This is a genomic window from Inquilinus limosus (assembly GCF_002195995.1).
Lineage (GTDB): Bacteria > Pseudomonadota > Alphaproteobacteria > DSM-16000 > Inquilinaceae > Inquilinus > Inquilinus limosus_C.
Genome location: NZ_NHON01000003.1, coordinates 166,909 through 190,494 on the forward strand (window position 1 = coordinate 166,909; position 23,586 = coordinate 190,494).

Genomic DNA, 23,586 nt, shown 5'->3' on the forward strand with positions numbered 1-23,586 from the left:
TCAGACCCTCGGGCGCCGGGCCGGGCCGGGAGCCGCGTCGACGCCCTGCCGGCGGGAGCCGGTGATCACCTGCTCGCCGGGTTCGAGCCCGCTCAGGACCTCCGCCTGCGCCCGGTTGGTGACGCCGACGGTCACGGTGCGGGTCTCGACCGACCCGCTCGGCTTCAGCACGCGGACCGTGGCCCGCCCCGGCGCGGCCGAGGAGGTGCCGGGCGAAAGGCCCGACAACGCCGCGACCGGCACCAGCAGCGTGTCCTGGGCGGCGGCCGAGACGAAGAACACCTGCGCCGTCATCTGCGTCATCAGCGCGCCGTCCTGGTTCGGCACGTCGAACAGCGCGTTGTAGAGCACGACGTTGTTGACCACCTCCGGCGTCGGCTGGATCTGCCGCAGCGCGCCGTACCAGCGCTTGTCGGGCATGCCGAGCGTGGTGAAATAGGCGGTCATGCCCAGCCGCAGCCGGCTGACATCGGCCTCGGAGACCTGCGCCTCGACGGTCATGGTCGTCAGGTCGGCGACCTGGACGATGATCGGCGCCGACTGGTTGGCGTTCAGGGTCTGGCCCCTGCGCGCCGATTGCGACACCACCGTGCCATCGATCGGCGCATAGATCTTGGTGTAGCCGAGATTGGCCTCGTCGCCCTTCAGCGTCGATTCGATCTGGCGGGTCTGGGCATCGATCGCGCCCAGCTGAGCCTGGGCCGCGGTCAGCGCCGCCTCGGCCACCTGCACCGCGTCGTCGCTCGTGGCGCGGGAGGCCTTCAGGTTGCGCTGCCGCTCGGCCTGCTGCCGGGCCAGCACCAATTGCCCCTCCTTCTCCGCCCGCTGGGCGGCGAGGTTGGCGAGTTGGGCTCGGTCGGCCTCGACCCGCGACTGGTAGACGGTGGGGTCGATCTCGGCCAGCAGGTCGCCCGCCTTCACCCGGTCGCCGATCGCGACATGCAGCGTCCTCAGCTGGCCGGAAACCTGGGTGCCGACATCGACATAGCTGACCGGCTGCAGCGTCCCCAGCGCCGTGATCGCGTCCTCGATGTCGCCGCGCTCGGCCGTGGCGGTGAGCCAGAGCTGGTCCGGCGCCGCCGCCCGGCCCCAGCGATACCAGGCGCCGCCGGCCACGATGAGGCCGAGGACCAGCAGCGCCAGGAACAGGAAGCGGCGCCGGCGGGAGGGCCTGGCGCGCCCCGCCTTGGCCGATCCCGGCGAGGACGGCGATACCGTCTCCCGCAGCCTCGGCTCGATCTCAGTCCTGGTGTCCGGCATTCCCCCTCGGCCCGCAATCGTGTCGCCCCTTCACGGTCCGGCTGGCGAATTCCGGCGCGGGGGCCGGCTGTCGTATGGCTGGTCTGGCCGAGGCAAGCCCATTATACCGGTTTCCGGGTCTTCCGGCCCCAGACTCCGACACGGCTTTCTCCGACACGGCATTCGAGGCAGGCATGGCCCGTGCGGCCGCCATCGCGGTCTTCGGCATTCTCCTGGCGGCCCGGGCCGAGGCCGCGCCGGCCTCCTGCGGGCCGCATGACGTGGTGGTCGACTATCTGGCCCGCACCTTCCAGGAGATGCCGGCCGGCGCCGGCACCGCCAACAGCGGCGGCCGGGTCGAGCTGTTCACCGCGCCGAAGGGGCGGAGCTGGACCCTGCTCTACACCGGGCCGGATGGGCAGGCCTGCATGATCGCGGCCGGCCGCGGCTGGGCCCCGCCCCTGCCCGGCCCGGACGACGAGACCGTCAAGCCGCGCTGATCTCAGCTCTTCGTCGCGGCGATCAGCGGATGGACCACCCGGTCGCCCGGCTTGATGTCGAGGAAGCGGGCGATGCCGCCGTTCAGCTCCAGCACCGCCTTGGCCGGCCCCTCGGAGGTGCGCGGATCCAGGGTCTGCGGCGGCGCCTTCTCGACGATGTTGGCGATGGTGCCGTCGGTGCGGATGAAGATCATGTCGAGCGGGATCAGCGTGTTCTTCATCCAGAAGGCCCGCGGCTCGGGCCGGTCGAACACGAACAGCATGCCGGCATCGGGGGCCATCTTCTCGCGGAACATCAGGCCGCGCTCCTGCTGCGCCGGCGTCAGCGCCAGCTCGACCGTGAAGTGGAAGCTCTTGCCCGCCGCGGTCTCGATGGTGAGGTCGCTGTCCTTCGACGGGGCGGCCGGCGCCTCCTGCGCCCGCACGGGGCCGATGGCGAGGAGAACCAGGGCGAAAGCGGCGAGCAGCGTCTTCATCGGTCGTCCCATTCCGTCAGGGGCCATCTCGTCACGGCGCCATGGCGGCGCGGATCACGTCCTGGACCTCGGCCCGAACCGGGCCCGGCCGGGGAGCATCGTCCATCCGCTCGAACCAGGCCGGCTCGGGCGGGGTGCCGCGGCGGCGCGACCAGGACAGGCCGGCCAGCACCGCGCGGGATTCCGCGGTCAGCGGCGCCGCCGGGTCGAGGCCGTTGAGCACCGCCCACACCCCGGCCCAGCAGCGGCCGACGGTCCAGGGATTGTAGCCCCCGCCGCCGAGTACCAGGAGACGCGGCGCGACGTCGCGCACCGCCGCCACCACATCCCACAGGGCGCGGTTGGACAGCGACAGGCGGCTCAGCGGGTCGTCATGCAGCGCGTCGGCGCCGCATTGCAGCACCACGATCTGCGGCCGGAAGGCCTCGACCAGGGGCAGCAGCGCCTGGTCGCGCACCGCCGCCATCTCGCCGTCGTTCAGCTCGCGCGGCACGGCCAAGTTACGGGCATTGCCGCCGCCGCGGTCGTCGACCGTGCCGGTGAAGGGCCAGCGCTTCGCCTCATGCACCGAGACGGTCAGCACCCGGGCGTCGCCGGCGAAGGCATCCTGCACCCCGTCGCCGTGATGCGCGTCGACATCGAGATAGGCGATGCGGTCGACGCCCTGGTCCAGCAGCGACAGGATGGCCAGCACCGGGTCGTTGAAGTAGCAGAAGCCGGAGGCGCGGTCGGGCCGGCCGTGATGCAGCCCGCCGGCCGGGCTGTAGACCACCGCCCCCTCGGCCGCGAGGCCGGCGCCGAGCAGGGAGGAGCCGCAGGCCGTGGCCGGCCGGCGGAACACCTCGCCGAAGATCGGGTTCTCGACCCCGCCGAGATTGTGCCGCTGCCGGCGCGCCGGATCGAGATCCTGGTCGCGCTCGGCGTCCTGCACCGCCGCGACATAGTCCGGGTGGTGGAACCGGGTGAGGGCCGCGGTCTCCGCCAGCGGTCCGACGCGGTACTGGCCATCCGCCAGCCAGCCCTGGGCGCGGATCAGGTCGAGGGCGGTCGACACCCGCGGGATGGCCAGCGGGTGCTTCGGCCCGTAGCTGGAATGCCGATAGACCTCGCTGCCGATCAGGATCGGCCGCGCCGCCATCGCCGGGTCAGGCCCCCTTGCTCGCCGGCTTGCCGTCCGCCGGGGCCGCCGGCGGCGCCTTCTTGCGGAACAGCTTGTCCTCGCCCAGGAACAGCAGGATCGGCGCGGCGATGAAGATCGAGGAGGTGGTGGCGACCACGACGCCGATCAGGATGACGACGGCGAATTGCTGCAGGGCCTCGCCGCTCCAGATCGCCAGCGGCAGGCAGGCCAGGAAGGTGGCCAGCGAGGTGCCGATGGTGCGGTTCAGCGTCTGGTTGATCGACAGGTCGATCAGCTGCCGCAGCGGCATGGCCTTGTACAGGCGCAGATTCTCGCGCACCCGGTCATAGACCACGACCTTGTCGTTGACCGAATAGCCGAGGACGGTCAGCAGCGCCGCGATCGAGGTCAGGTTGAACTCGAAGCCCGAAACCACGTAGATCCCGACCATCTTGGTCACGTCGAGGATCATGGTGACCACGGCGCCGACGCCGAACTGCCACTCGAAGCGGAACCAGATGTAGAACAGCATCGCAACGAGGGCGAGGCCCAGCGCCAGCATGCCGTTCGTGAACAGCTCGCCCGACACCGTGCCGCCGACGGAATCGCTGGCGCCCACGACGACGCCGGGCACCTTGTCGATCAGCGTCTGCTTGATCGTCTCATAGGCCTTCTGCTGCAGCTGGTCGGTCGGCTGCGCTTCCATCCGCACCAGCACGTCGTTCGGCGACCCGAACTGCTGCAGCTGGGCCTGGCCGAAGCCGAGATCGTCGATGTCCGACCGCAGCACGGAGAAGTCGGCCGGCTGCGGCGTCGTGATCTGGAAGGTGATGCCGCCCTTGAAATCGACGCCGTAGTTCAGCCCCGGATGGAAGAACAGGATCACCGACGCGATGCTGAGGAAGGCGGAGGTGGCGAGGCCGAGAATCCGGCCCCGCATGAATTGGATCTTGGTGTCGTCCGGGACGAGACGGAGCCAGAACATCACGCTTTCCTCAGCACGGGCAGGACGGTGGGGCGCTTGCGGCGGATCCAGCTGACCATCATGAGGCGCACCAGCACGATGGCGGTGAACATCGAGGTCAGGATGCCGATCGCGGTGGTGACGGCGAAACCGCGCACCGGGCCCGTGCTCAGCGTGTACAGGATCGCCATCTTGATCAGCGAGGTGATGTTGGCGTCGAAGATCGTGCTGAAAGCACGGCTGAAGCCCGCATCCATCGCCGAGAACGGCGATCGTCCCCGTTTCGTCTCCTCGTGCAATCGTTCGTTGATCAGGATGTTGGCGTCGACCGACAGGCCGAGGGTCAGCAGCAGACCGGCGATGCCGGGGAGCGTCAGTGTCGCTTCCAGAAGCGACAGGACCCCCAATGTGATCACCAGGTTCATGACCAGGGCGATGTTGGCGAAGATCCCGAACAGGCCGTAGGCGGCCGTCATGTAGGTGATGACCAGGAGGAAGCCGACCGCGACGGCGATGATGCCGGCCTGGATGGCGTCGGCGCCCAGGTCGGGGCCGACCGTCCGCTCCTCGACGATGGTCAGCGGCGCCGGTAGCGCGCCGGCGCGCAGCAGCACGGCCAGGTCGTTGGCGCTCTGGGCGGTGAAGTTGCCACTGATCTGGCCGCGCCCCCCCAGGATCGGCTCGTTGATGTTCGGGTAGGTGATGACCTTGTCGTCGAGCACGATGGCGAAGGGCTTGTTCACATTCGCCTGAGTGACTTGGCCGAAGCGGCGGGCGCCGGCGCTGTCGAACTCGAAATTCACCACCCACTGCCCGTTCTGCGAATTGGTGCCGGCACGGGCGTCGGTCAGGTTGGCGCCATCGACCTCGATGCGCTTGCGCACCGCGATCGAGGTGCGCTCGCCGGGCCGCGGGTTCTCGATCGGCAGCACCTCGGTGTCCGGCGGCACCGGCTGGCCCGGCTGGTAGTCGAGATTGACCAGGTGGAAGGTCATCTTCGCCGTCTGGCCCAGCAGGCGGCGGATGCGGTCGGGGTTCTGCTCGCCCGGCAGCTGCAGCAGGATGCGGCTCGATCCCTGGCGCGAGATCAGCGGCTCACGCGTGCCGCTCTCGTCGACGCGGCGGCGGACGATCTCGATCGACTGCTCGACCGCCCGGGCCTCGCGGTCGCGCAAGCCCACCTCGGTCAGGGTCAGGCTGGCCTTGCCGTCGCCGCCGACGCCGATGTCGAGGTCGCGTTGGCCGCCGGCCAGCGGATCGACGGCGCCGGTCGCCAGGTTCTCGGCGAGCAGCGTCCTGACCCGGTCGGCCTGGCTGGGGTCGGCCAGGGTGAAGTTGACCGAATGGTCCTTCACCGCCAGGTCGCTGTAGGTGATGTTCTCGCGCCGCAGCAGGCTGCGGATCGAATCCTGGATGTTTGAGAGGCGGCCGTCGATCACCGCCTTCATGTCGACCTCCAGCAGGAGGTACGAGCCGCCCCGCAGGTCGAGGCCGAGATTGATCTGGCGCGCCGGAACCCAGGAGGGCAGCGCGTCGAGCGTGCTGCGCGGCAGGATGTTCGGCAGGCTCAGGATCACGCCGAGGAGGCACACCACCAGGATGGTGACCTTCTTCCACGGGGCGAAATACATCATCGACGGCAAGCTCTCAAAATTCGGTCGGTTCGGGCTGGCCCGGCCGAGGCGTCACAGATCCGGACCGGCAAGCCGGACCGCAGGGCGCGCACGGTACAATGCGCGCACCGGTTTAGCCATGGCGAAGTGGCAAGTCCATGGCACCGGCGTCGACAAGCCGCGCCAGATGCGCCGCCACGGCCGGTGAGGCGTACTCCGCCAGCAGGTCGGGGCCGAGCGCGGCGGTGGCGATCGGCCGCCAGTCCCGCGTTGCGGCGGCGCTGCCCGGGAAGGCGATGCGGTTGCGCTCGCCGCCGCCGATCGCGGGCGCGATGAAGACATGGGCCAGATCGACGCGGCCGGCCTCCAGCAGCAGGCCGAGCAGGCGCGGGCCGCCCTCGACCATGACCGAGCCGACCGGCCGGCCGAGCCGAGCCACGGCGGCCGGGCCGGCCAGGGCGTCGAACAGGGCCTCGACCGGCGGACCGTCCGGCAGCGCCAGCATCGCCGCCGATGGCGGCAGCAGGGCCTCGAGCGCGGCGGCCCGTCGCGCGGCCTCGGCCCCCAGCAGGAACACGGTCGGCGCGTCGGCGGAGAGCAGCCCGGCCTTCCAGCGCTCCAGCCGCTGCGGCAGCGCGGCCAGGGCCCGACCGTTCGGATCGTAGACCAGGCGCAGGGGATGGCGGTGCCGGTCGCCGGCGGCGTCGCGCACGGTCAGGGCCGGATCATCGGCCAGAACCGTGCCGGCGCCGACCAGGATGGCGTCGTATTTCTGCCGCAGCCAATGGGTGTGGGCCCGCGCCGCCTTGCCGGTCAGCCAGCGCTCGGCGCCGTCGTCATAGGCGAGCTGCCCGTCCAGTGTCTGCGCCCATTTCGCCGCGACAAGGGGGCGGCCGAGCCGCTGCCGCAGCAGGAAGGGCGCGTGCCAGGCCGCCGCCTCGGCCGCCAGCGTGCCGACGCTGACGGCGACGCCCGCGGCCTGCAGCCGCGCCAGGCCGGCGCCGTCGACCAGCGGGAACGGGTCGCGCAGCGCCACCACGCAGCGCGCCAGCCCGAGCGAGGCCAGCATGTCGGCGCAGGGCGGCTGGCGGCCGTGATGGCTGCACGGCTCGAGCGTCACATAGGCCGTGGCGCCGCGGAAGATGGAGCGATCCGGCACGGCCTCGACCGCGACGCGCTCGGCATGGCGCTCGCCGATCCGCTCGGTGGCGCCGCGCGACATCACGCGGCCGTCGCGGACGATGACGCAGCCGACCACGGGGTTCGGGTCCGACAGCCCGTTATGGGCCATCGCCGTCCGCAGCGTCTCCAGCATCCAGGCTTCGTCGTCGCCCGCCGCCCGCGTCGGCGGCGCGGCGGCGCGCAGCGGCTCCGGCAGCGTGTCGCGGAGGACGCCGCCGAAGCCGAAGCCCGGCTGCAGCGAGATCCCGGCCGCCAGGGTCAAGGCTTGCCCAGGCGGCGCAGGCCGCCGATCGCCCGCGGCAGCGCGTCGATCTGGTCGGACATCTCCGCCAGATCAATGCGATGCGCGTGCTTCCTGACCTTGGCTTCGAGATACTGGATGTTGTGCTCGGTGACGAAGACGCCGGTCGGCACGATCTCGGCGATCTCGATCCCGGCGGCCTCGAGCTGCTTGGCCTTGTCGGGGTTGTTGGTCAGCAGGCGGATCCGCCTGACCCCGAGCGCCAGCAGCATCTGTGCCGCCGGGGTGAAGTCCCGCATGTCGTGCGGAAAGTTCAGCCGCTCATTGGCCTCGAAGGTGTCGAGCCCCTGGTCCTGCAGCACATAGGCGTCGAGCTTGGCGTAGAGGCCGATGCCCCGCCCTTCCTGCCGCAGGTAGAGGACGAAACCGCCCTCCTTGCCAATGCGATGCAGGGCGTCGTTCAGCTGCGGGCCGCAATCGCAGCGCTGCGAGCCGAAGACGTCGCCGGTCAGGCATTCCGAATGCACCCGCACCAGCGGCACGTCGCGACCCTGCGGCCCGAGGGCGATGGCGAAATGCTCCCCGCCGTCGCTGAAGCCGCCGAAGGTGTGGAACACCCCCTTCCCCGCCCCGTCCAGGATCGGGATGGTGACGGTGGTGCGGATCTCGACCCGCGGCGGGTTGACCGGTGCCTGCATCGAATACCCCGACGGCCGCGCCGCGACCGACCTCGTGAAACCGTGGCGCACAATATCGGTGGCCGGCCCCGATATTCCCAGCCCCGGCGAACGGAGATCGGCTATGCGGGCTATGTCTGCAACGCCCGGATCTCGTTCACCGCGGCGATCCGGGTCCCGTCCCAGTGATAGGACAGGTGCCGCTCCTGCATCACCGGGGTCAGCACGCTGCGCGGCCGGAACACCGCGGCGCACTGCCCGCCGGGATGGCGGACGCTGTCATAGGCGATGCCGGACGAACCCTCGCCATGCAACTGCCGGCCCAGCGCCTGGCCGGCCGAGTAGTCGAGCGGATCGTAGACGCCCGGCAGATCGTCGCCCAGGCCACGGATGTCGTGCAGGTCGCCGGACAGGCTGTTGATCAGCACCCGCATGTCGATCGTGGTCGCCGGCGTCGCCGTGGCCGCGAAGAACCGGGCGCGGTGGTAGCTGGTCTCCACCACCGCCGTGTCCAGCGCCGCCGCGCCGTAATAGGCGCCGTAGGTGCCGTCGGTGAAGCGGCTGCCGTCGGGGTGCAGATGGGTGAAGGGCGCCATGATGAAGCTGGTGCCCGGCCCGCTCATCCGCTCCTCCACCGGGATCAGCGAGATCTGCCCGACCTGGTCGCGCAGCCGGTCGTTGGTGCGGGATTCAAGATCGATCAGCAGCTCCCAATCCTCGGGCGGCGCCACCCGCTCGAACAGGTCGATCGGCGGGTAGCGGCTGGGAATGATGCGCCAGCATTCGGGCCATTCGACCCGGCGCAGCGGAATGGTCGCACCGCCTAGCCCCAACCGCCGCGCTCCGCATCCAGGTAGCGACGCACGACGAACAGGTCGGCGACATTGCCGGAGAGCATGCGGTCGAGCGCCGAGCGCCCGCCGAAGGGCGAGGCCGTGTTCGGCCGCCGCACCCAGCCATCGGCCAGCTTGGCGTCCTTGAACAGGATCTGCAGCGCCCGGTAGATGCCGAGGATGTAGGAGATCCGCTCCATCGTGTCGGCCGAGGGGTGGCCGGTCGCGCCGGCCTTCCAGCGATAGAAGGTCGCCTTGGACGGGCGGCCCAGCAGCACGCGCTTCTCCTCGTCCTTCAGCCCCCAGGCCTCGGCGATGTTGAAGAAGGCATTCAGCCCGGCCCGGGCCATCCGCCCTTCGGCACCGCGCGGCGCCACCGCCGCTTCCCGCGCCATCATCGAACCGCTCCTCTCTTCCCACTCACATGAGGTCACTCATATGAGATTATTGATCTCGTTTGAGACAAATATAGCGAGAGACCCGGTTGATGACAAGCCCCGCGCCCCATCAACACGGCACCCCCACTTCGCGTTGCATCGCTGTTGACGCCGCCCGCCGGGCGTGGCTCACTCGCCACATGAGCGCGATCCGTTCGATCACTACCGCGACCACCAAAACGATTACCGCCACAGGCGGGTCGTGCGGAGGTCGTGCGCGCTGATCGGACAGCGCTTCTGATCCCCAAGGGCCCCGCCGGCGACGGACGGGGCCCTTGGTCTTTCTGGGCTCTCCCTGCGCCGGTCCAACGCAACGGAGACTTCCATGGACGACATCGATCACCGCAGCCTCGGCAACCGCCTCGACCTGTTCCACCAGCAGGAAGACGGCCCCGGCATGGTCTTCTGGCATCCGCGCGGCTGGGCGCTGTACCGCGTGGTCGAAGACCATGTCCGAAGGCGCATGGCCCGCGCCGGCTACCGCGAGGTGCGGACACCGCAGCTGCTGGCCCGCGGCCTGTGGAACCGCAGCGGCCACTGGCAGAAATTCGGCGCCCAGATGTTCGCCGTGGCCGATGAGGGCCGGATCATGGCGCTGAAGCCGATGAGCTGCCCCGGCCATGTCCAGATCTTCAACAAGCGCGTGCGGTCGTATCGCGAGCTGCCGATCCGCTATTTCGAGTTCGGCGCCGTGCATCGCAACGAGCCGTCGGGCGCGCTGCAGGGGCTGATGCGGGCCCGCGGCTTCGTCCAGGACGACGCCCATGTGTTCTGCCACGCGGACCAGGTCGAGGCCGAGGTGGCGCGGTTCTGCGGCTTGCTGCGCCGGATCTACGCCGATTTCGGCTTCGACGAGTTCGACGTCGCCTTCGCCACACGGCCGCCGCAGCGGGCCGGGTCGGACGAGGTCTGGGACCGGGCCGAGGCGGCGCTGGCGGGCGCGGCCCGGCAGGCCGGGCTGGACTGCGAGACCCTGCCCGGCGAGGGCGCCTTCTACGGGCCGAAGCTGGAATTCCACCTGCGCGATAGCCGCGGCCGGCGCTGGCAATGCGGCGTCATCCAGCTCGACCTGGTGATGCCGGAGCGGCTCGGCGCGGCCTATGTCGACGAGCACAGCCATGCCGTCGCGCCGGTGATGCTGCACCACGCCGTGCTGGGCAGCCTGGAGCGCTTCATCGGAATCCTGCTTGAGCATCACGAGGGTCGGCTGCCGCTGTGGCTGGCGCCGGAGCAGCTGGTGGTGGCCTCGATCGGCGCCGACGACGTCGTCCCGGCCTGCCGGGTGGCCGAGGCCTTCGAGGCGGCGGGGCTGCGCGTCGCCCTCGACGCCCGGCCGGAACGGCTGTCGCGCAAGATCGTCGACGCCCATGCCGACGGCGTGCCGGTGCTGGCCGCCATCGGCGCGCGCGAAGCGCGGGACGGCACCGTGGCGCTGCGCTACCGTGACGGCCGGCAGGACTCCCTGCCCCTGGCCGCCGCGATCGAGCGGCTAAGCGCGGAGGCGCGGTCGCCGGCGGAGACCTCGGCCCTCGCCGCCTGACCGGTGGACGGCCTGTCCGCCCGCGACCCTTCATCGCGGCTGGCCTTCGCGGCCGGCCGCGCTATCCTGCCGGCGGACCCGATCGAGACGGCAGAGATGGCACGACGGCTTGCGCAGGCGCTGATGTTCCCGGTCATCGCGGCGCTTGCGCTGCCGCTGTCGACAGCCGCGAGCCGGGCGGCCGGCACGGATGCCGAGGCGACGCTGCCGGTCAACGGCATCTCCCGCAGCTACACCCTGCACCTGCCGCCGGCGGCGCAGGGAGGCGGGCCGCTGCCGCTGGTGGTGGTGCTGCATGGCGGCGGCGCCAACGCGGCGGCCGCGGTCGCCCTGACCGGCTTCGACGCCGAGGCCGATGCCGAGGGCTTCGTCGTCGCCTACCCGAACGGCACCGGCCGCCTGAAGCCGACCGCCGAGACCGCCGACCAGTTCAGCTGGAACGCCGGCGACTGCTGCGGCTCGGCCATGCGGCAGGATGCCGACGACATCGGCTTCGTGCGCGCGCTGGTGTCGGAGATCGAGCAGTCACGGGCGATCGACCGCCACCGCGTCTATGCGGCCGGCTTCTCCGCCGGCGGCATGATGGCCTATCGCCTGGCCTGCGAGGCCGACGACATCTTCGCCGGCGTCGCCGTGGTCTCGGGCGCGATCCTGGTGCCGTCCTGCACCCCGAGCCGCCCGGTCTCGGTGATCCACATCCACGGCACCGACGACAGCGCCGTGCCGTTCGACGGCACGCCGGAGCGGGAGAGCTACGCCCGCGCCAAGTTCCCGCCGGTGCAGGACTCCGTGGCCTTCTGGGCGGCCTATGACGGCTGCCAGGCCGAGCCGGTGCAGCGCGCCACGGTCCTCGGCATCAAGGTCGAGGACTATCCCGACTGCCGGTCCGGGACCGCGGTGCGGTTCGACGTGGTCGAGGGCGGCTACCACGCCTGGCCGGACGGCCAGATGACGCCCGGCTTCGCCGCCACGCCGCATATCTGGCACTTCTTCGCCGACCATCCGCGGCTGTAGCGAGCGTCAGTCCGGTAGGCCCAGTTCCCGGCGCACCCCGGCGGCCGTTTCCGTACCGGCCGGCAGGGCCCTGTCCTCCAGCCGCCCCACGGCGCGGATCGACAGGGCATTGGTCAGCAGCAATGCGTCCGCCCGTTGCAACTCCGCGACAGCGATCGGCCGCTCCACCGCCCCCAGCCGCGTCATCACCTCCGCTCGCATGATGCCCGGCAGAGCCCCCTCCCCCACCGCCGGCGTCACCCAAGCGCCGTCGATCCGGGCGAACAGGTTGGCGATGCTGGTCTCCGCCACCCGGCCCGCGGTGTTCAGCATCACCGCGTCGTCGGCGCCGCGCTCCGCCGCCTCGCGCCGGGCCAGCACCGCGTCAAGATAGTTCAGCGACTTCACCCGGCTGAGCGGCGAGGCCTGGTTGCGGCAGGTGCCGCGGGCCACGACCAGCGCCACCGGCCCCTGCGGCGGCAGCCCGGCATGGCCGGCGACCAGCACGGTCGGCGTGGGCGTCGCCGGCGGCAGCACGCCGCGCGGGCCGGCGCCGCGGCTGACGGTCAGGCGCAGCGCGCCGGCCCCGATCCCCTCGGCCGCGATCACCGCGGCGCAGGCCCCGGCCAGGACAGTGTCGTCGAACCGCGCCGGGATGCCGAGCACGGCACGGCCTTCAGCCAGGCGCGCCAGGTGCCGGTCGAGCCAGACCGCGGCGCCGTCGCGCACCCGGATGGTCTCGAACAGCCCGTCGCCGAGGGTGAAGCCGCGATCGGCCGGATCGATCCGTGCCGCCTCGGCCGATATCAGCCGTCCGTTCAGCCAGGGCATCAGGCGGCTCCCGCCAGGGCCTGCAGCAGCGGCCGGACCTTCACCATGGCCTCGTCGTATTCGGCGTCCGGATCGGAATCATAGACGATGCCGCCGCCGGCCTGGGCCGCGACCTGCCCCTGCGCCCCGCACAGCGTGCGGATGACGATGCTGGAATCCATCGACCCGTCGAAGCCGAGATGGACGACCGAGCCGCAATAGGGCCCGCGCCGCGCCGGCTCCAGCTCCCGGATGATCTCCATCGCCCGGATCTTCGGCGCGCCGGTGATCGAGCCGCCGGGGAAGCAGGCGCGCAGCAGGTCGACCGCGCCGCGGCCCGGCGCCAGCCGCCCCTCCACCACCGAGACCAGGTGGTGCACCCGGGGAAAGGTCTCCAGCCCGCACAGCACCGGCACCCGCACGCTGCCGACGGCGCAGACCTTCGACAGGTCGTTGCGCAGCAGGTCGACGATCATCAGGTTCTCGGCCCGGTCTTTCGTGCTGGCCTGCAGTTCCGCCGCCAAGGCCGCATCCGCCGCCGCATCGACCCCGCGGGGCCGGGTGCCCTTGATCGGCCGTGTCTCGACCCGCCCTGCCGGGTCGACCGCCAGGAACCGCTCCGGCGAGGCGCTGGCGATCCACCGCCCCTCGCCCAGGTCGAGGAAGGCGGCGAAGGGCGCCGGCGACAGGGCACGCAGGCGGCGATGCAGCGTGAAGGGGTCGAGCCCGTCCGGCAGGTCGGCCAGGAAGCGCTGGGTCAGGTTGGCCTGGTAGATGTCGCCGGCGATGATCCAGTCGCGGATCCGGCGGACGCCGTCGCGATAGCGATCCGCCGGCATCTCCGACCGCCAGATGCCGCGGGGCGTGGCGTCGGGTGGCGGCAGCGGCGGCGCATCGGCGATCGCGGCGGCGAGGTCGTCGGCCTGCGCCTGCGCCCAGTGGCGGCGGGCCACGGGGTTCTCCTCCGGCCAGCCGGTCGACAGCACCCAGGCGCGCCGCTCGACCGCGTCGAACACGGCGACGCAGTCATAGAGGCCGAAGGCGATGTCCGGCAGGTCGAGCCCGATGGATTGCGGCGCCGGCATGCGGTCGGCGAAGCGCCCGGCCTCGTAGCCCAGAAAGCCGATCGCACCCGGCCCGAGCGGCGGCAGCGCCACATCGGGCTCGACGCGGTAACGGGCCAGCAGCGCCGCGAGGGTGCCGAAGGGATCGGCCGGCGCGTCGGCAACGCCGACCTCGATCCATTGGAACGGATCGGCCGCGATCAGCGACCAGCGGCCGCGGGTGCCGTCGACCAGGGCGGAATCCAGCAGCACCGGCCGGGGCCGCCGCCGGATCGCGGCGAAGGCCTCGACCGGGTCGCGCCAGGGGATCGGCCGGCAGAGAGTGCCCCCGATCGGGAGTGCCGATGTCGGCTGCACAGGCGAGAAAACGGGCGATATGGTCACGGACAGCGGTTTCCAGCGGAACCGGGTGACGCTAGGCCCCCGGCTTGATCGGGGCAGCGAGCCCGAGAAATACGAGAATGGCCCGATTCAAGCGGACGACATCTTCGTCGTCGAGGCGGCCGATGCGGGCCCCGAGCTTGTCCCGTCGAACCGTGGTGATCTTGTCGACCATCAGTCGACACGGCGATCGGAGCCCGTTGCGCTCGCTCGGCTCGACCAGCGGGCGAAACAGCGGCGCGTCGGCTGGATTCGTGGTGAAGCTGCAGATGGTCATCGAATCCGTCGCATCGAAACGATCGTCCTGGACGATCACGGCCGGGCGCGGCTTGCCCATGTAGTCACCGCCACCGGCGACGGTCCAGACTTCGCCACGCCTCACTCGACGTCCCAGTCCGTGATCGCCTCGATGAAGTCCTGATCCTCCCGGGCCGCAGGGCTGCGGGCGACGACGAGGGACTGTCTGTGGGCCTCCGCCGCGAAGGCGGGCGACCGGACATCCGGCACCCAGATCTGGATTGGACGCAATCCCTGGCTGCGCAGCCGTTCCCGATGCGCCTTGACCTTGTCACGCGACGACATCGGGCGGGAACGAGTGGGCATGTTAGGCTCCAAGGTTACATGTAACCCTATCAGAAGCCCGCGCCCTCTCCAAGATCGATGCGATACCCCCGTAGATGCTCAGATCCCCGAGCCGGCCATGGTGTCCGGCCCCGGCCGGGCGCTGCCGTCCGGGCGCAGCCGCAGCAGCCATTCGCGGCCGACCTTGACCATCGGCTTGCCGTCATATTCGACGATGTCGGCGGTGGCGTAGGTCTCGCTCCAGCGCTCCGGCAGGAAGCTGCCGGTGCCGACCACGTCGATCGGCGCCCTGGCCAGCGCCATCACCCGGCACTTGGCCGGGCTGAAGCCGCTGGAGACCACGATCCGCACCTTGCCGAAGCCGGCCTCGTCCAGCTTGTCGCGCAGATGGTGGATCGCCGCGGCCGACACGCCGGTGCCGATCAGGTGGCGCAGTTCCTCCTCGCTGCGGTAGCCGCGCACCGCCTCGGGCACGTGCCGCTCCAGCACCGCGTAGGATTCGCCGGGCCCCAGCCCTTCCATGTAGCGGCCGCCGCCGGTGTCGATGCGCACCGACAGCCGGCCGGCCGCCGCCATGTCCGGGAAGCGGCGGCAGACCTCCAGCGCGTCGCTGACCTCACGGGCGAAATAGTCGACCAGGACGGTCAGCGCATCGTCCGGGAACACCTCGTGGAACATCTCGGCGGCGCGGACGGTCGACCCGGCATAGCCGATCAGGGCATGCGGCATGGTGCCGAGGCCGGCGGCCTGGCCGAAGAAATGCGCCGTGGCGTCGGTGGCGTTGCCGATGAAGCCCTTGGCATCGTGCTTGCGCTTGGCCCGGGCCGAGCCGACGCTGGCGGCATAGGCCATCAGCTCCGCCATCTCGGTGCCGGCGCAGTGCCGCGCATCCATCGCCAGGAAGGCCGCGCGCGGCAGCTCGGCGCACATGGTGTAGGCGTTGTAGGCGGCGACGCAGGCGGGCCCCAGCTTCTGCAGCAGCACCGTCTCGCAATCGACCAGATGGCGCAGCGGGCCGGTGATGTAGAGCATCGGCTCGCCCGACCCGACCCATTTGCCTTCGCCGTAGCGCAGGTCGATCTCGACCGTGAAGCCGCGCTCCTTCGCCACCTGCTGCAGCCATTCGATCGCCAGCCGCGGCGCCGCCACGACCGGGCGGCGCATGAACACGGCATAGGTGACACGGGTGTCGCCGAAGCGCTCGACGATGCCCTTGGTCCGCAGGAAGTACTTGTCGGTCCAGCGCGACAGATCGTCGACCGAAGGGGTCATGGACGCCGTTCCCTTGGAAGGGTTGCTATTCCGTGGCCGCGGCACGACGGCCGCAGCCCCTATTCCGCGGCCGCGGCCCGGCGGGCCGCATCCTGCGCGCTGCGCTCCTGCTTCAGCTTCTCGGCGATCAGGAAGGCCAGCTCGATCGACTGGCTGGCGTTCAGCCGCGGATCGACCGCGGTCTGGTAGCGCAGCGACAGCGCCTCGTCGGTGATGGCCTGGGCGCCGCCGGTGCATTCGGTGACGTCCTGGCCGGTCATCTCGAAATGCACGCCGCCGGGATGGGTGCCCTCGGCCCGGTGCAGGTCGAAGAAGTCGCGCACCTCCGACAGGATCCGGTCGAACGGCCGGGTCTTGTAGCCGGAGGGCGAGGTGATGGTGTTGCCGTGCATCGGGTCGCAGCACCAGACCACGGTGCGGCCCTCGTCGCGCACCCGGCGCAGCAGCGCCGGCAGCTTGTCGACCACCTTGTCGGCGCCCATGCGCACGATCAGGGTGAGCCGCCCGGCCTCGTTGTCCGGGTTCAGCGCGTCGATCAGGCGGATCAGGTCGTCGGGGTCCAGCGACGGGCCGCATTTCAGGCCCAGCGGGTTCTTCACCCCGCGCAGGAACTCGACATGCGCGCCGTCGGCCTGGCGGGTGCGGTCGCCGATCCACAGCAGATGGGCCGAGACGTCGTACCAGTCGCCCGTGGTGCTGTCGATGCGGGTCAGCGCCTGCTCATAGGGCAGCAGCAGCGCCTCGTGGCTGGTATAGAAGTCGGTCTCGCGGATCGCCGGCGTGGTCTCCGCCGTGACGCCGCAGGCGGCCATGAACTCCAGCGCCTCGTCGATCCGGTTGGCGAAGGCCTCGTAGCGCTCGCCCCAGGGCGACCGGGTGACGAAGCCGAGATTCCACTGATGCACCTTGTGCAGGTCGGCATAGCCGCCCTGGGCGAAGGCGCGCAGCAGGTTCAGCGTGGCGGCCGACTGGTTGTAGGCCTGCACCATGCGGGCCGGATCCGGCACGCGCGAGGCCTCGTCGAAATCGACGCCGTTGACGATGTCGCCGCGATAGGAGGGCAGCGAGACGCCGTTGATCGTCTCCATGTCGGCGGAGCGCGGCTTGGCGAACTGCCCGGCCATGCGGCCGACCTTGATCACCGGCAGGCCGCCGCCGAAGGTCAGGATGACCGCCATCTGCAGCAGCACGCGAAAGGTGTCGCGGATCTTGTCCGGGTGGAATTCGGCGAAGCTCTCGGCGCAGTCGCCGCCCTGCAGCAGGAACGCCTTGCCATCGGCGACACGGCCGAGCGAGGCCTTCAGCGAGCGGGCCTCGCCGGCGAAGACCAGCGGCGGATACTTCGACAGGGTCTGCTCCGCCGCCGCGACCTTGGCCGCGTCGGGATATTGCGGCATCTGCCTCACCGGCAGCGCGCGCCAGGAGTCAGGGGTCCACCGTTCCGCCATCACCGTACACTCCGCACTTGCGCCCCCGTCCGCGCTCTCCCTGTCGCGGGCAGGACCGGGTGAGGCTATACGCCTGCGCCCCCGGCAACGCCAGCGTCGCAGCGCAGCCCTCCCATGACAAGGACGGCGTGCGGCCGGGCCGTCAGGCGGGCTTGTCCGCCGCCAGCAGCAGGAAGGGGGGCCGGCGTCGGTGCAGCGCGAGGTCCGGCCGCGCCGCCAGTGCCGCCGGATCGGCCTCGGGCTCGCCCAGCCGCGCCAGGACCAGCCCCGCCTCGACCAGACCGTTGACATAGCCGGCGACGGTGCGGTGGTACTTGACCACGCCGTCGACGAACCAGCGGGTGTCGCGCCGGCCTTCCTCGCCATAGCGGTCGACCGGCCAATGCTGCGGCTCGCCCGCCGCATCGCAGTGCCACTGCCCGCCGCCCAGGGCAGTGCACATCGGATGCTCGACCGAAAAGACGAAGCGGCCGCCCGGCGCCAGCGCCGCCGCGACCCGCCGGACCGCGCCGGCATAGTCGGCGACATAGTGCAGGGCCAGCGAGGAGACAGCGAGGTCGAACGCCCTTTCCTCCAGCGCCAGCGTCTCGATCGCCGCCTGCTCGTAGCGGATGGCCGGGTCGTCGGTGCGGGCCCGGGCCTCCGTCAGCATCTTCGCCGAGACGTCGACCCCCAGCACCGAGGCCGCGCCCTGCGCCCGGACGGCGCGGGCGAAGTCGCCGAAGCCGCAGCCGAGGTCGAGGACCCGCAGCCCCGCCAGCGGCGGCAGCAGCCGCGCCAGCGCCGGCTGCTCCAGCGCCGCGTTCAGCCCGCCTTCGGTGTCGCGCAGCGCCGCATAGCCGGCGAAGAAGGCCGGGTCGTCATAGATGTTCTGCGGCGTGTCCGTCACTGGGCCAGGCCAGGGCTGGCCGGGCGTTCGACCTTGCTGCGCATGGTCACGAACTCCTCCGCCGCCGTCGGGTGGATGCCGATGGTGGCGTCGAACTGCGCCTTGGTGGCGCCGCAGGTCAGGGCGATGGCCAGGCCCTGCACGATCTCCGGCGCGTCCGGCCCGACCATGTGGCAGCCCAGCACCCGGTCTGTCTTGGGGTCAACCACCAGCTTCATCAGCGTCCGCTCCTCGCGGCCCGACAAGGTGTGGCGCATCGGCCGGAACACGGCGCGGTAGACATCGACTTCGCCATAGCGCTGCTGCGCCGCCGCCTCGGTCAGCCCGACGGTGCCGATCGGCGGGTTGGAGAACACCGCCGTCGGCACATTCTCGTAGGACGGCACCCGCGGCTTGTTGCCGAACAGCGTGTCGGCCAAGGCGTGGCCCTCGGCGATCGCCACCGGCGTCAGGTTCAGCCGGTCGGTGACGTCGCCCAGCGCGTAGATGTTGGGCACGCTGGTCCGGTAGTGCTCGTCGACCGTGATGGCGCCGTCGGCGTCGACCGCGACGCCCACCGCCTCCAGCCCCAGCCCGGCCGTGTTCGGCTTGCGGCCGGTGGCGTACATCACCCCGTCGGCGGCGATCACCTCGTCATTGCTCAGCGTCACCGCCAGGGCGTCGCCGACCTTGGCGATGCCCTCGACCTGGCAGCCCAGGCGCAGATTGACGCCGGCCTTGCCGATCTCGGTGGCGAGGTGGACGCGCAGATCGTCGTCGAAGCCGCGCAGCACCATGTCGCCGCGATGCACCAGCGTCACCTCGGCGCCCAGGCCGTGGAAGATGCCGGCGAACTCCACCGCGATATAGCCGCCGCCGACGATCACCACGCGCTGCGGCATCCGCTCCAGATGGAACGCCTCGTTCGAGGTGAAGGCGTGCTCGCGGACACCGGGCTTGTCCGGCAGCACCGGCCAGCCGCCGGTCGCGACGAGGATGCGGTCGGCGGTGACGCGCTTGCCGCCGACGTCGATCGTATGAGCATCGACCAGCACCGCGCGGGCATCGAACATGGTGGCGCCGGCGCCGGTCAGCAGCTTGCGGTAGATGCCGTTCAGCCGGCCGATCTCGGCATCCTTGCGGGCGATCAGCGTGGCCCAGTCATGGGTCGCGCCCGGCACGGTCCAGCCGAAGCCGGCGGCGTCCTCGAAATCGGCGGAGAAATGCGCCGCCATGGCCAGCAGCTTCTTCGGCACGCAGCCGACATTGACGCAGGTGCCGCCCCAGTAGCGCTCCTCGGCGATGCCGACGCGGGCGCCGTGCTGCGCCGCGATGCGGGCCGAGCGCACGCCGCCCGAGCCGCCGCCGATGACGAAATAGTCGAAATCGAATCCGCTCATGGCCTGTCCGGACCGCCTGGCGCGGTCAAAGCGGCGCAGCCGGAGCGGCTGCGCAGGAAGGGGTTCACGTGGCATTTGGGCCGCGGAACCCCTTCGAGGCAAGCCCGTTCGCCCCGCAGGGCGGCTATGCCTTGACCATGCGGAACAGCAGCTTGTGCTCGGCGCCATAGGTGATGGCGTCGACCAGCTTCGGGTAGTAGCGCTTGTCCTTGGTCGCCGGCACGAAGCCGTCGAAGCCGAACTTCTTGACCGAGACCGAGAAGCCGGCGGCGGCGAAGGCCGCGGCATAGTCGTCGGGCGACCGGTCCTGCACCGGCGCGTTGGTGGTGCCGCCGATCAGCGTGCGCCAGCGCGGCCACAGCGGGCTGTCGGTGTGGCAGCCGGTGACGGCGTAGTAGACGCCGCCGGGGCGCATCACCTCCAGCATCCGCGCCGCGTGGTCGGCGATGTCCGGCAGCAGGTAGATCACCTCGTAGCTGAAGGCGATGTCGAAGCGGCCGGCCCAGGGCGACAGGTCGGTGGCGACACGGTGCTCGACCGGCAGCCCGCCCTTCGCCGCCTCGGCCGCGGCGATCGAGTCGGTGGCGATGTCGACGCCGAGGCCCCAGCGGAACGGCCGCCGGTCATGCAGCAGCTGCAGGAAGCCGCCGCGGTTGCAGCCGAAATCGAGCACGTCCCTGCCGGCCAGGTCCGTCTCCGGCACCAGCCCGATGAAATGCTCCCAATAGGGCCGGTGGCCGTCCGCCATCGCGACCTCGCGCTGCGGGTCGGCATGCCAGGTGCCGTAATTGGCCTGGGCCAGGGTCATGCGAGTCTCCTGATCTCGACTGTGCGATGGCCCACCCTAGCCGGGGCGGAAGGCCGCGGCATCACCGCGGCCTCCTCCAAAACTCAGGCCCCGGGCTTCAGGATTGTAGAGCTGCCATCCGCCTGGCCGACGATCGCCTGCTCGGCGCCGCCGAGGAACAGCCCGGTCTCGACCACGCCGGCGATGGTCTTGAGCCGGGCCTGCAGCCCCTCCGGGTCGCGGATCGGCGCGAAGCCGCCGCAATCCAGCACCAGATTGCCGCCATCGGTGCGGACCGGCGCGCCGTCGCGCTGGCGCAGCACCGGGGCGCCGCCGAGGGCCGAGAGGCGCCGGGTCGTCGCCTCCCAGCCGAAGGCCGTGACCTCGACCGGCAGCGGCGCCTTCTCGCCGAGCACCCCGACGAGCTTCGAGCCGTCGACCACCGCGATGAACCGGGAAGAGGCCTCGGCCACGATCTTCTCGCGCAGCAGCGCCCCGCCCAGCCCCTTGATCAGGCGCAGCGTGCCCTGCTCGACCTCGTCGGCCCCGTCGATGCAGAGGTCCAGCGCCTCGGTCGCGGCGAAGTCGGTCAGCGGGATGCCGAGCGCCCGCGCCCGCTCCGCCGTCTGCTCGGAGGTGGGGATGCCGGTGACGCGCAGCCCCTCCTCCTTGATGCGGCGGGCCAGCGCCTCCAGCACCCAGCGGACGGTCGACCCGGTGCCGAGGCCGAGGCGCATGCCGTCCTGCACCAGCGCCGCCGCGGCCTCGCCCGCGGCGCGCTTGCCCTGCTCCTGCGGCGACAACGCGTCGGTCACCGGTTCAGCCCGCCCATGCACATGTATTTGACCTCGAGATAATCCTCGATGCCGTAATGCGAGCCTTCGCGGCCCAGGCCGCTCTCCTTCACCCCGCCGAAGGGGGCGACGGCGGTCGAGATCAGGCCCTCATTGATGCCGACGATGCCGTATTCCAGCGCCTCGCCGACCCGCCAGATCCGGCCGATGTCGCGGCTGTAGAAATAGGAGGCCAGGCCGAACTCGGTGTCGTTGGCCATGCGGATCGCCTCCTCCTCGGTCTTGAACCGGAACAGCGGCGCCAGCGGGCCGAAGGTCTCCTCCTTCGCCACCTTCATCTCCGGCGTCACATCGGTCAGGATCGTCGGCTGGAAGAAGGTGCCGCCCAGGGCGTGGCGCTTGCCGCCGAAGGCGACATGGGCGCCCTTCTCCACCGCGTCGGCGATGTGCTCCTCCACCTTCTCGACCGCCTTCATGTTGATCAGCGGCCCCTGCGTCGCGCCCTCGGTCATGCCGTCGGCGACCTTCAGCTTGCCCACCGCCTCGGCCAGCTTGGCGGCGAAGGCGTCATAGACCCCGTCCTGCACCAGCAGGCGGTTGGCGCAGACGCAGGTCTGGCCGGTGTTGCGATACTTGGACGCGATCGCGCCCTGCACAGCGGCGTCGAGGTCGGCGTCGTCGAAGACGATGAAGGGCGCGTTGCCGCCCAGCTCCATCGACACCTTCTTCACGGTGGAGGCCGATTGCTGGATCAGCAGCTTGCCGATCTCGGTCGACCCGGTGAAGGTGACCTTGCGGACGATCGGGCTGGACGTCATCTCGCCGCCGATCTCGCCGGCGCTGCCGGTGATGACCGAGAACACGCCGGCCGGGATGCCGGCGCGCTCGCCCAGCTCCGCCAGGGCCAGGGCCGAATAGGGCGTCTCGCTGGCCGGCTTGACCACCATGGTGCAGCCGGCGGCCAGGGCCGCGCCGGCCTTGCGGGTGATCATCGCCGCCGGGAAGTTCCAGGGCGTGATCGCGGCGCAGACGCCGATCGGCTGCTTGATCACGACGATGCGGCGGTCGCCGAACGGCGCCGGGATGGTGTCGCCGTAGATCCGCTTGCCCTCCTCGGCGAACCATTCGACGAAGCTGGCGGCATAGGCGATCTCGCCGCGGCTCTCGGCCAGCGGCTTGCCCTGCTCCGCCGTCATCAGCTTCGCCAAATCCTCCTGATTCGCCATCATCAGCTCGAACCAGCGCCGCAGGATGGTGAACCGCTCCTGCGCCGTCTTGGCGCGCCAGGCCGGCCAGGCCTTGTCGGCGGCGGCGATGGCGCGGCGGGTCTCGGCGGTGCCGGCGCGCGGCACGGTGCCCAACTTCGCACCATCGGCCGGGTTGGTGACATCGATCACCCGCCCGTCATCGGCGTCGGCCCAGCGGCCGTCGATATAGCATTGCTGGCGGAAAAGCTTCGAGTCGGTGAGCTGCATCGGATCCGGTCTCCCTCTTCTCGGCGTGTCCATCCGCCTGATCTCGAAGGGAGGTTGTAGCGCGGCCGGCCGAGGGCTGCCAGGGCACCCGATATCCTGCTATGCGCCGGACGCGGAGCTCGCCGTCGCGCCGCAAGGTCCAAAACCGGAACATCGTCCGGTTTTGTCGGACATTGAAGATGTTAGCAGCCGCTTCGCTTGCCTGCCCTTAAATAGTCTTACCAATCAATTGAACCCTTCGACTTTCCAGCATCGTGTCCACGGCTGGACGAATAGGCGATCGAAACGACCTATGCACTCCTCAAAAGTCGAATAATTTTTTTACGGCCGCCTGCAATACATGAACCCGCATCGCTTCTGTACTGGTGTTCCAAAGCGGGCGGGAATCGGGCGAAAGCATGTCATTTTTGCTTGGCAGGCAATATTTCAGAATGTTACTAACCATCCTTGCCGGTGAGGGGGCGGTGACTGGGGTCACCGGACGAGCCGGACGGAAAGGCGCTGCATCCGTTTGGAGCGCCAAGGGAGCGAGTGCAGTCCGGTTGAACAGCGCAGGGGGGACGGGCCAGTGATGACCCGCGACACTGACTATGAGCTCAGAATCCAGAGCATCCATCTTCGGGCCAAGCGCCCACTCAGGTCCCTCACTGCCAGTCTGTTGACGCTGCTCTGCGGCGTCGCCCTCCTCAGCGAACCCGCCCACGCCGCGTCGCGCTCGACGCGTGAGCTGAACGCCGCCGCGGCCGCCGCCGCCGGCCAGTCCAGCGACCGGGTCGAAGGCGCCGTCCGCAACGCCGCAACCAACGGCCGGACGGTCACCCCGGCGTCGAGCCCGGTGGCGGTCGCCGTTCCGGCCCCCCGCCCCGCCCGGGCATCGGCCGCCGCCCGGG

24 protein-coding genes are annotated in these 23,586 nt (G+C 70.7%); 4 read left to right on the forward strand and 20 right to left on the reverse strand.

The window, feature by feature from the left end; all coding sequences use genetic code 11:
• Positions 1-1,260 (reverse strand): efflux RND transporter periplasmic adaptor subunit, encoded by a 1,260-nt coding sequence (locus BWR60_RS03265; RefSeq protein ID WP_088149570.1) that lies wholly within the window; start codon positions 1,258-1,260, stop codon positions 1-3.
• Between the two features lie 173 nt (positions 1,261-1,433).
• On the opposite strand from BWR60_RS03265, the gene BWR60_RS03270 reads away from it, so the two are divergent.
• Complete coding sequence (locus tag BWR60_RS03270) at positions 1,434-1,739, forward strand: hypothetical protein (RefSeq protein WP_088149571.1); 306 nt, start codon at positions 1,434-1,436, stop codon at positions 1,737-1,739.
• A gap of 2 nt (positions 1,740-1,741) precedes the next feature.
• On the opposite strand, the gene BWR60_RS03275 is transcribed toward BWR60_RS03270, so the two are convergent.
• The 8 genes from BWR60_RS03275 to BWR60_RS03310 form a co-directional block, all read right to left on the reverse strand.
• Positions 1,742-2,215, reverse strand: coding sequence for a DUF192 domain-containing protein (locus BWR60_RS03275; protein ID WP_230982932.1), 474 nt, complete (start codon positions 2,213-2,215; stop codon positions 1,742-1,744).
• Positions 2,216-2,246: 31 nt separating this feature from the next.
• Complete coding sequence (locus BWR60_RS03280) at positions 2,247-3,353, reverse strand: acetoin utilization protein AcuC (protein ID WP_088149573.1); 1,107 nt, start codon at positions 3,351-3,353, stop codon at positions 2,247-2,249.
• Positions 3,354-3,360: 7 nt separating this feature from the next.
• The gene (gene secF, locus BWR60_RS36860; protein ID WP_088149574.1) at positions 3,361-4,320 is read right to left on the reverse strand and encodes a protein translocase subunit SecF; all 960 of its coding nucleotides are present in this window, start codon (positions 4,318-4,320) and stop codon (positions 3,361-3,363) included.
• Positions 4,320-5,933: a protein translocase subunit SecD gene (secD, locus tag BWR60_RS36865; RefSeq protein WP_088149575.1), complete on the reverse strand. Its 1,614-nt coding sequence runs from the start codon at positions 5,931-5,933 to the stop codon at positions 4,320-4,322. The genes secF and secD overlap by 1 nt, the downstream gene beginning before the upstream one ends.
• 112 nt (positions 5,934-6,045) lie before the next feature.
• Positions 6,046-7,356 carry a bifunctional diaminohydroxyphosphoribosylaminopyrimidine deaminase/5-amino-6-(5-phosphoribosylamino)uracil reductase RibD gene (gene ribD, locus BWR60_RS03295; protein ID WP_088149576.1) on the reverse strand — a complete coding sequence of 437 codons (1,311 nt, stop codon included), beginning with the start codon at positions 7,354-7,356 and terminating at the stop codon, positions 6,046-6,048.
• Complete coding sequence (locus BWR60_RS03300) at positions 7,353-8,033, reverse strand: GTP cyclohydrolase II (RefSeq protein ID WP_088149577.1); 681 nt, start codon at positions 8,031-8,033, stop codon at positions 7,353-7,355. The genes ribD and BWR60_RS03300 overlap by 4 nt, the downstream gene beginning before the upstream one ends.
• Positions 8,034-8,143: 110 nt before the next feature.
• Positions 8,144-8,845: an RES family NAD+ phosphorylase gene (locus BWR60_RS03305; RefSeq protein WP_218823325.1), complete on the reverse strand. Its 702-nt coding sequence runs from the start codon at positions 8,843-8,845 to the stop codon at positions 8,144-8,146.
• Positions 8,836-9,243 (reverse strand): MbcA/ParS/Xre antitoxin family protein, encoded by a 408-nt coding sequence (locus tag BWR60_RS03310; protein ID WP_202964811.1) that lies wholly within the window; start codon positions 9,241-9,243, stop codon positions 8,836-8,838. The genes BWR60_RS03305 and BWR60_RS03310 overlap by 10 nt, the downstream gene beginning before the upstream one ends.
• Before the next feature lie 364 nt (positions 9,244-9,607).
• Between BWR60_RS03310 and thrS the strand changes: the two genes are divergently transcribed.
• Entirely contained in the window at positions 9,608-10,822 is a 1,215-nt protein-coding gene (thrS, locus tag BWR60_RS03315; protein ID WP_088149578.1) for a threonine--tRNA ligase, read from the forward strand.
• A gap of 96 nt (positions 10,823-10,918) precedes the next feature.
• The gene (locus BWR60_RS03320) at positions 10,919-11,836 is read left to right on the forward strand and encodes an extracellular catalytic domain type 1 short-chain-length polyhydroxyalkanoate depolymerase (RefSeq protein WP_144445513.1); all 918 of its coding nucleotides are present in this window, start codon (positions 10,919-10,921) and stop codon (positions 11,834-11,836) included.
• A 6-nt stretch (positions 11,837-11,842) separates the two neighbouring features.
• Here the strand turns inward: BWR60_RS03320 and BWR60_RS03325 are convergent, their stop codons facing one another.
• From BWR60_RS03325 to gabD, 11 genes are all read right to left on the reverse strand, one after another.
• A complete protein-coding gene (locus tag BWR60_RS03325; RefSeq protein ID WP_088149580.1) occupies positions 11,843-12,646 on the reverse strand; it encodes an aminotransferase class IV in 804 nt (267 codons plus the stop codon).
• Entirely contained in the window at positions 12,646-14,073 is a 1,428-nt protein-coding gene (pabB, locus tag BWR60_RS03330) for an aminodeoxychorismate synthase component I (protein ID WP_230982933.1), read from the reverse strand. The genes BWR60_RS03325 and pabB overlap by 1 nt, the downstream gene beginning before the upstream one ends.
• A gap of 31 nt (positions 14,074-14,104) precedes the next feature.
• Positions 14,105-14,452 carry a type II toxin-antitoxin system PemK/MazF family toxin gene (locus BWR60_RS03335; RefSeq protein ID WP_088149581.1) on the reverse strand — a complete coding sequence of 116 codons (348 nt, stop codon included), beginning with the start codon at positions 14,450-14,452 and terminating at the stop codon, positions 14,105-14,107.
• Positions 14,449-14,673: an antitoxin MazE family protein gene (locus BWR60_RS03340; RefSeq protein WP_088149582.1), complete on the reverse strand. Its 225-nt coding sequence runs from the start codon at positions 14,671-14,673 to the stop codon at positions 14,449-14,451. Before BWR60_RS03340 ends, BWR60_RS03335 begins: the two co-directional genes overlap by 4 nt.
• Positions 14,674-14,751: 78 nt before the next feature.
• Positions 14,752-15,924: a nicotinate phosphoribosyltransferase gene (locus BWR60_RS03345; RefSeq protein ID WP_088149583.1), complete on the reverse strand. Its 1,173-nt coding sequence runs from the start codon at positions 15,922-15,924 to the stop codon at positions 14,752-14,754.
• A gap of 59 nt (positions 15,925-15,983) precedes the next feature.
• A complete protein-coding gene (locus BWR60_RS03350) occupies positions 15,984-17,372 on the reverse strand; it encodes a class II 3-deoxy-7-phosphoheptulonate synthase (protein ID WP_088149584.1) in 1,389 nt (462 codons plus the stop codon).
• A 142-nt stretch (positions 17,373-17,514) separates the two neighbouring features.
• A complete protein-coding gene (locus tag BWR60_RS03355) occupies positions 17,515-18,261 on the reverse strand; it encodes a class I SAM-dependent methyltransferase (RefSeq protein ID WP_088149585.1) in 747 nt (248 codons plus the stop codon).
• Positions 18,258-19,640, reverse strand: a complete 1,383-nt coding sequence (gor, locus tag BWR60_RS03360; protein ID WP_088149586.1) for a glutathione-disulfide reductase — start codon at positions 19,638-19,640, stop codon at positions 18,258-18,260. Before gor ends, BWR60_RS03355 begins: the two co-directional genes overlap by 4 nt.
• 124 nt (positions 19,641-19,764) lie before the next feature.
• A complete protein-coding gene (locus tag BWR60_RS03365) occupies positions 19,765-20,448 on the reverse strand; it encodes a class I SAM-dependent methyltransferase (protein WP_088149587.1) in 684 nt (227 codons plus the stop codon).
• Between the two features lie 83 nt (positions 20,449-20,531).
• The gene (gene rpiA, locus BWR60_RS03370; protein WP_230982935.1) at positions 20,532-21,242 is read right to left on the reverse strand and encodes a ribose-5-phosphate isomerase RpiA; all 711 of its coding nucleotides are present in this window, start codon (positions 21,240-21,242) and stop codon (positions 20,532-20,534) included.
• Positions 21,239-22,696 (reverse strand): NADP-dependent succinate-semialdehyde dehydrogenase, encoded by a 1,458-nt coding sequence (gene gabD, locus BWR60_RS03375; RefSeq protein ID WP_088149588.1) that lies wholly within the window; start codon positions 22,694-22,696, stop codon positions 21,239-21,241. The genes rpiA and gabD overlap by 4 nt, the downstream gene beginning before the upstream one ends.
• A 571-nt stretch (positions 22,697-23,267) precedes the next feature.
• Here gabD and BWR60_RS03380 point away from each other — a divergent pair.
• Positions 23,268-23,586: hypothetical protein (locus tag BWR60_RS03380; protein WP_218823326.1), on the forward strand; the 319-nt coding region annotated here is incomplete at its 3' end.

Excerpts from the sequence above, each read along its gene's own strand:
- BWR60_RS03350 (WP_088149584.1), bottom strand. The coding sequence starts at position 17,372 with ATGGCGGAACGGTGGACCCCTGACTCCTGGCGCGCGCTGCCGGTGAGG.
- gabD (WP_088149588.1), bottom strand. The coding sequence starts at position 22,696 with ATGCAGCTCACCGACTCGAAGCTTTTCCGCCAGCAATGCTATATCGAC.
- BWR60_RS03320 (WP_144445513.1), top strand. The coding sequence starts at position 10,919 with ATGGCACGACGGCTTGCGCAGGCGCTGATGTTCCCGGTCATCGCGGCG.
- BWR60_RS03345 (WP_088149583.1), bottom strand. The coding sequence starts at position 15,924 with ATGACCCCTTCGGTCGACGATCTGTCGCGCTGGACCGACAAGTACTTC.
- BWR60_RS03300 (WP_088149577.1), bottom strand. The coding sequence starts at position 8,033 with ATGCAGGCACCGGTCAACCCGCCGCGGGTCGAGATCCGCACCACCGTC.
- BWR60_RS03275 (WP_230982932.1), bottom strand. The coding sequence starts at position 2,215 with ATGAAGACGCTGCTCGCCGCTTTCGCCCTGGTTCTCCTCGCCATCGGC.
- BWR60_RS03280 (WP_088149573.1), bottom strand. The coding sequence starts at position 3,353 with ATGGCGGCGCGGCCGATCCTGATCGGCAGCGAGGTCTATCGGCATTCC.
- BWR60_RS03340 (WP_088149582.1), bottom strand. The coding sequence starts at position 14,673 with ATGCCCACTCGTTCCCGCCCGATGTCGTCGCGTGACAAGGTCAAGGCG.
- BWR60_RS03270 (WP_088149571.1), top strand. The coding sequence starts at position 1,434 with ATGGCCCGTGCGGCCGCCATCGCGGTCTTCGGCATTCTCCTGGCGGCC.
- BWR60_RS03310 (WP_202964811.1), bottom strand. The coding sequence starts at position 9,243 with ATGATGGCGCGGGAAGCGGCGGTGGCGCCGCGCGGTGCCGAAGGGCGG.
- BWR60_RS03365 (WP_088149587.1), bottom strand. The coding sequence starts at position 20,448 with ATGACCCTGGCCCAGGCCAATTACGGCACCTGGCATGCCGACCCGCAG.
- BWR60_RS03265 (WP_088149570.1), bottom strand. The coding sequence starts at position 1,260 with ATGCCGGACACCAGGACTGAGATCGAGCCGAGGCTGCGGGAGACGGTA.
- secF (WP_088149574.1), bottom strand. The coding sequence starts at position 4,320 with ATGTTCTGGCTCCGTCTCGTCCCGGACGACACCAAGATCCAATTCATG.
- BWR60_RS03325 (WP_088149580.1), bottom strand. The coding sequence starts at position 12,646 with ATGCCCTGGCTGAACGGACGGCTGATATCGGCCGAGGCGGCACGGATC.
- secD (WP_088149575.1), bottom strand. The coding sequence starts at position 5,933 with ATGATGTATTTCGCCCCGTGGAAGAAGGTCACCATCCTGGTGGTGTGC.
- gor (WP_088149586.1), bottom strand. The coding sequence starts at position 19,640 with ATGAGCGGATTCGATTTCGACTATTTCGTCATCGGCGGCGGCTCGGGC.
- thrS (WP_088149578.1), top strand. The coding sequence starts at position 9,608 with ATGGACGACATCGATCACCGCAGCCTCGGCAACCGCCTCGACCTGTTC.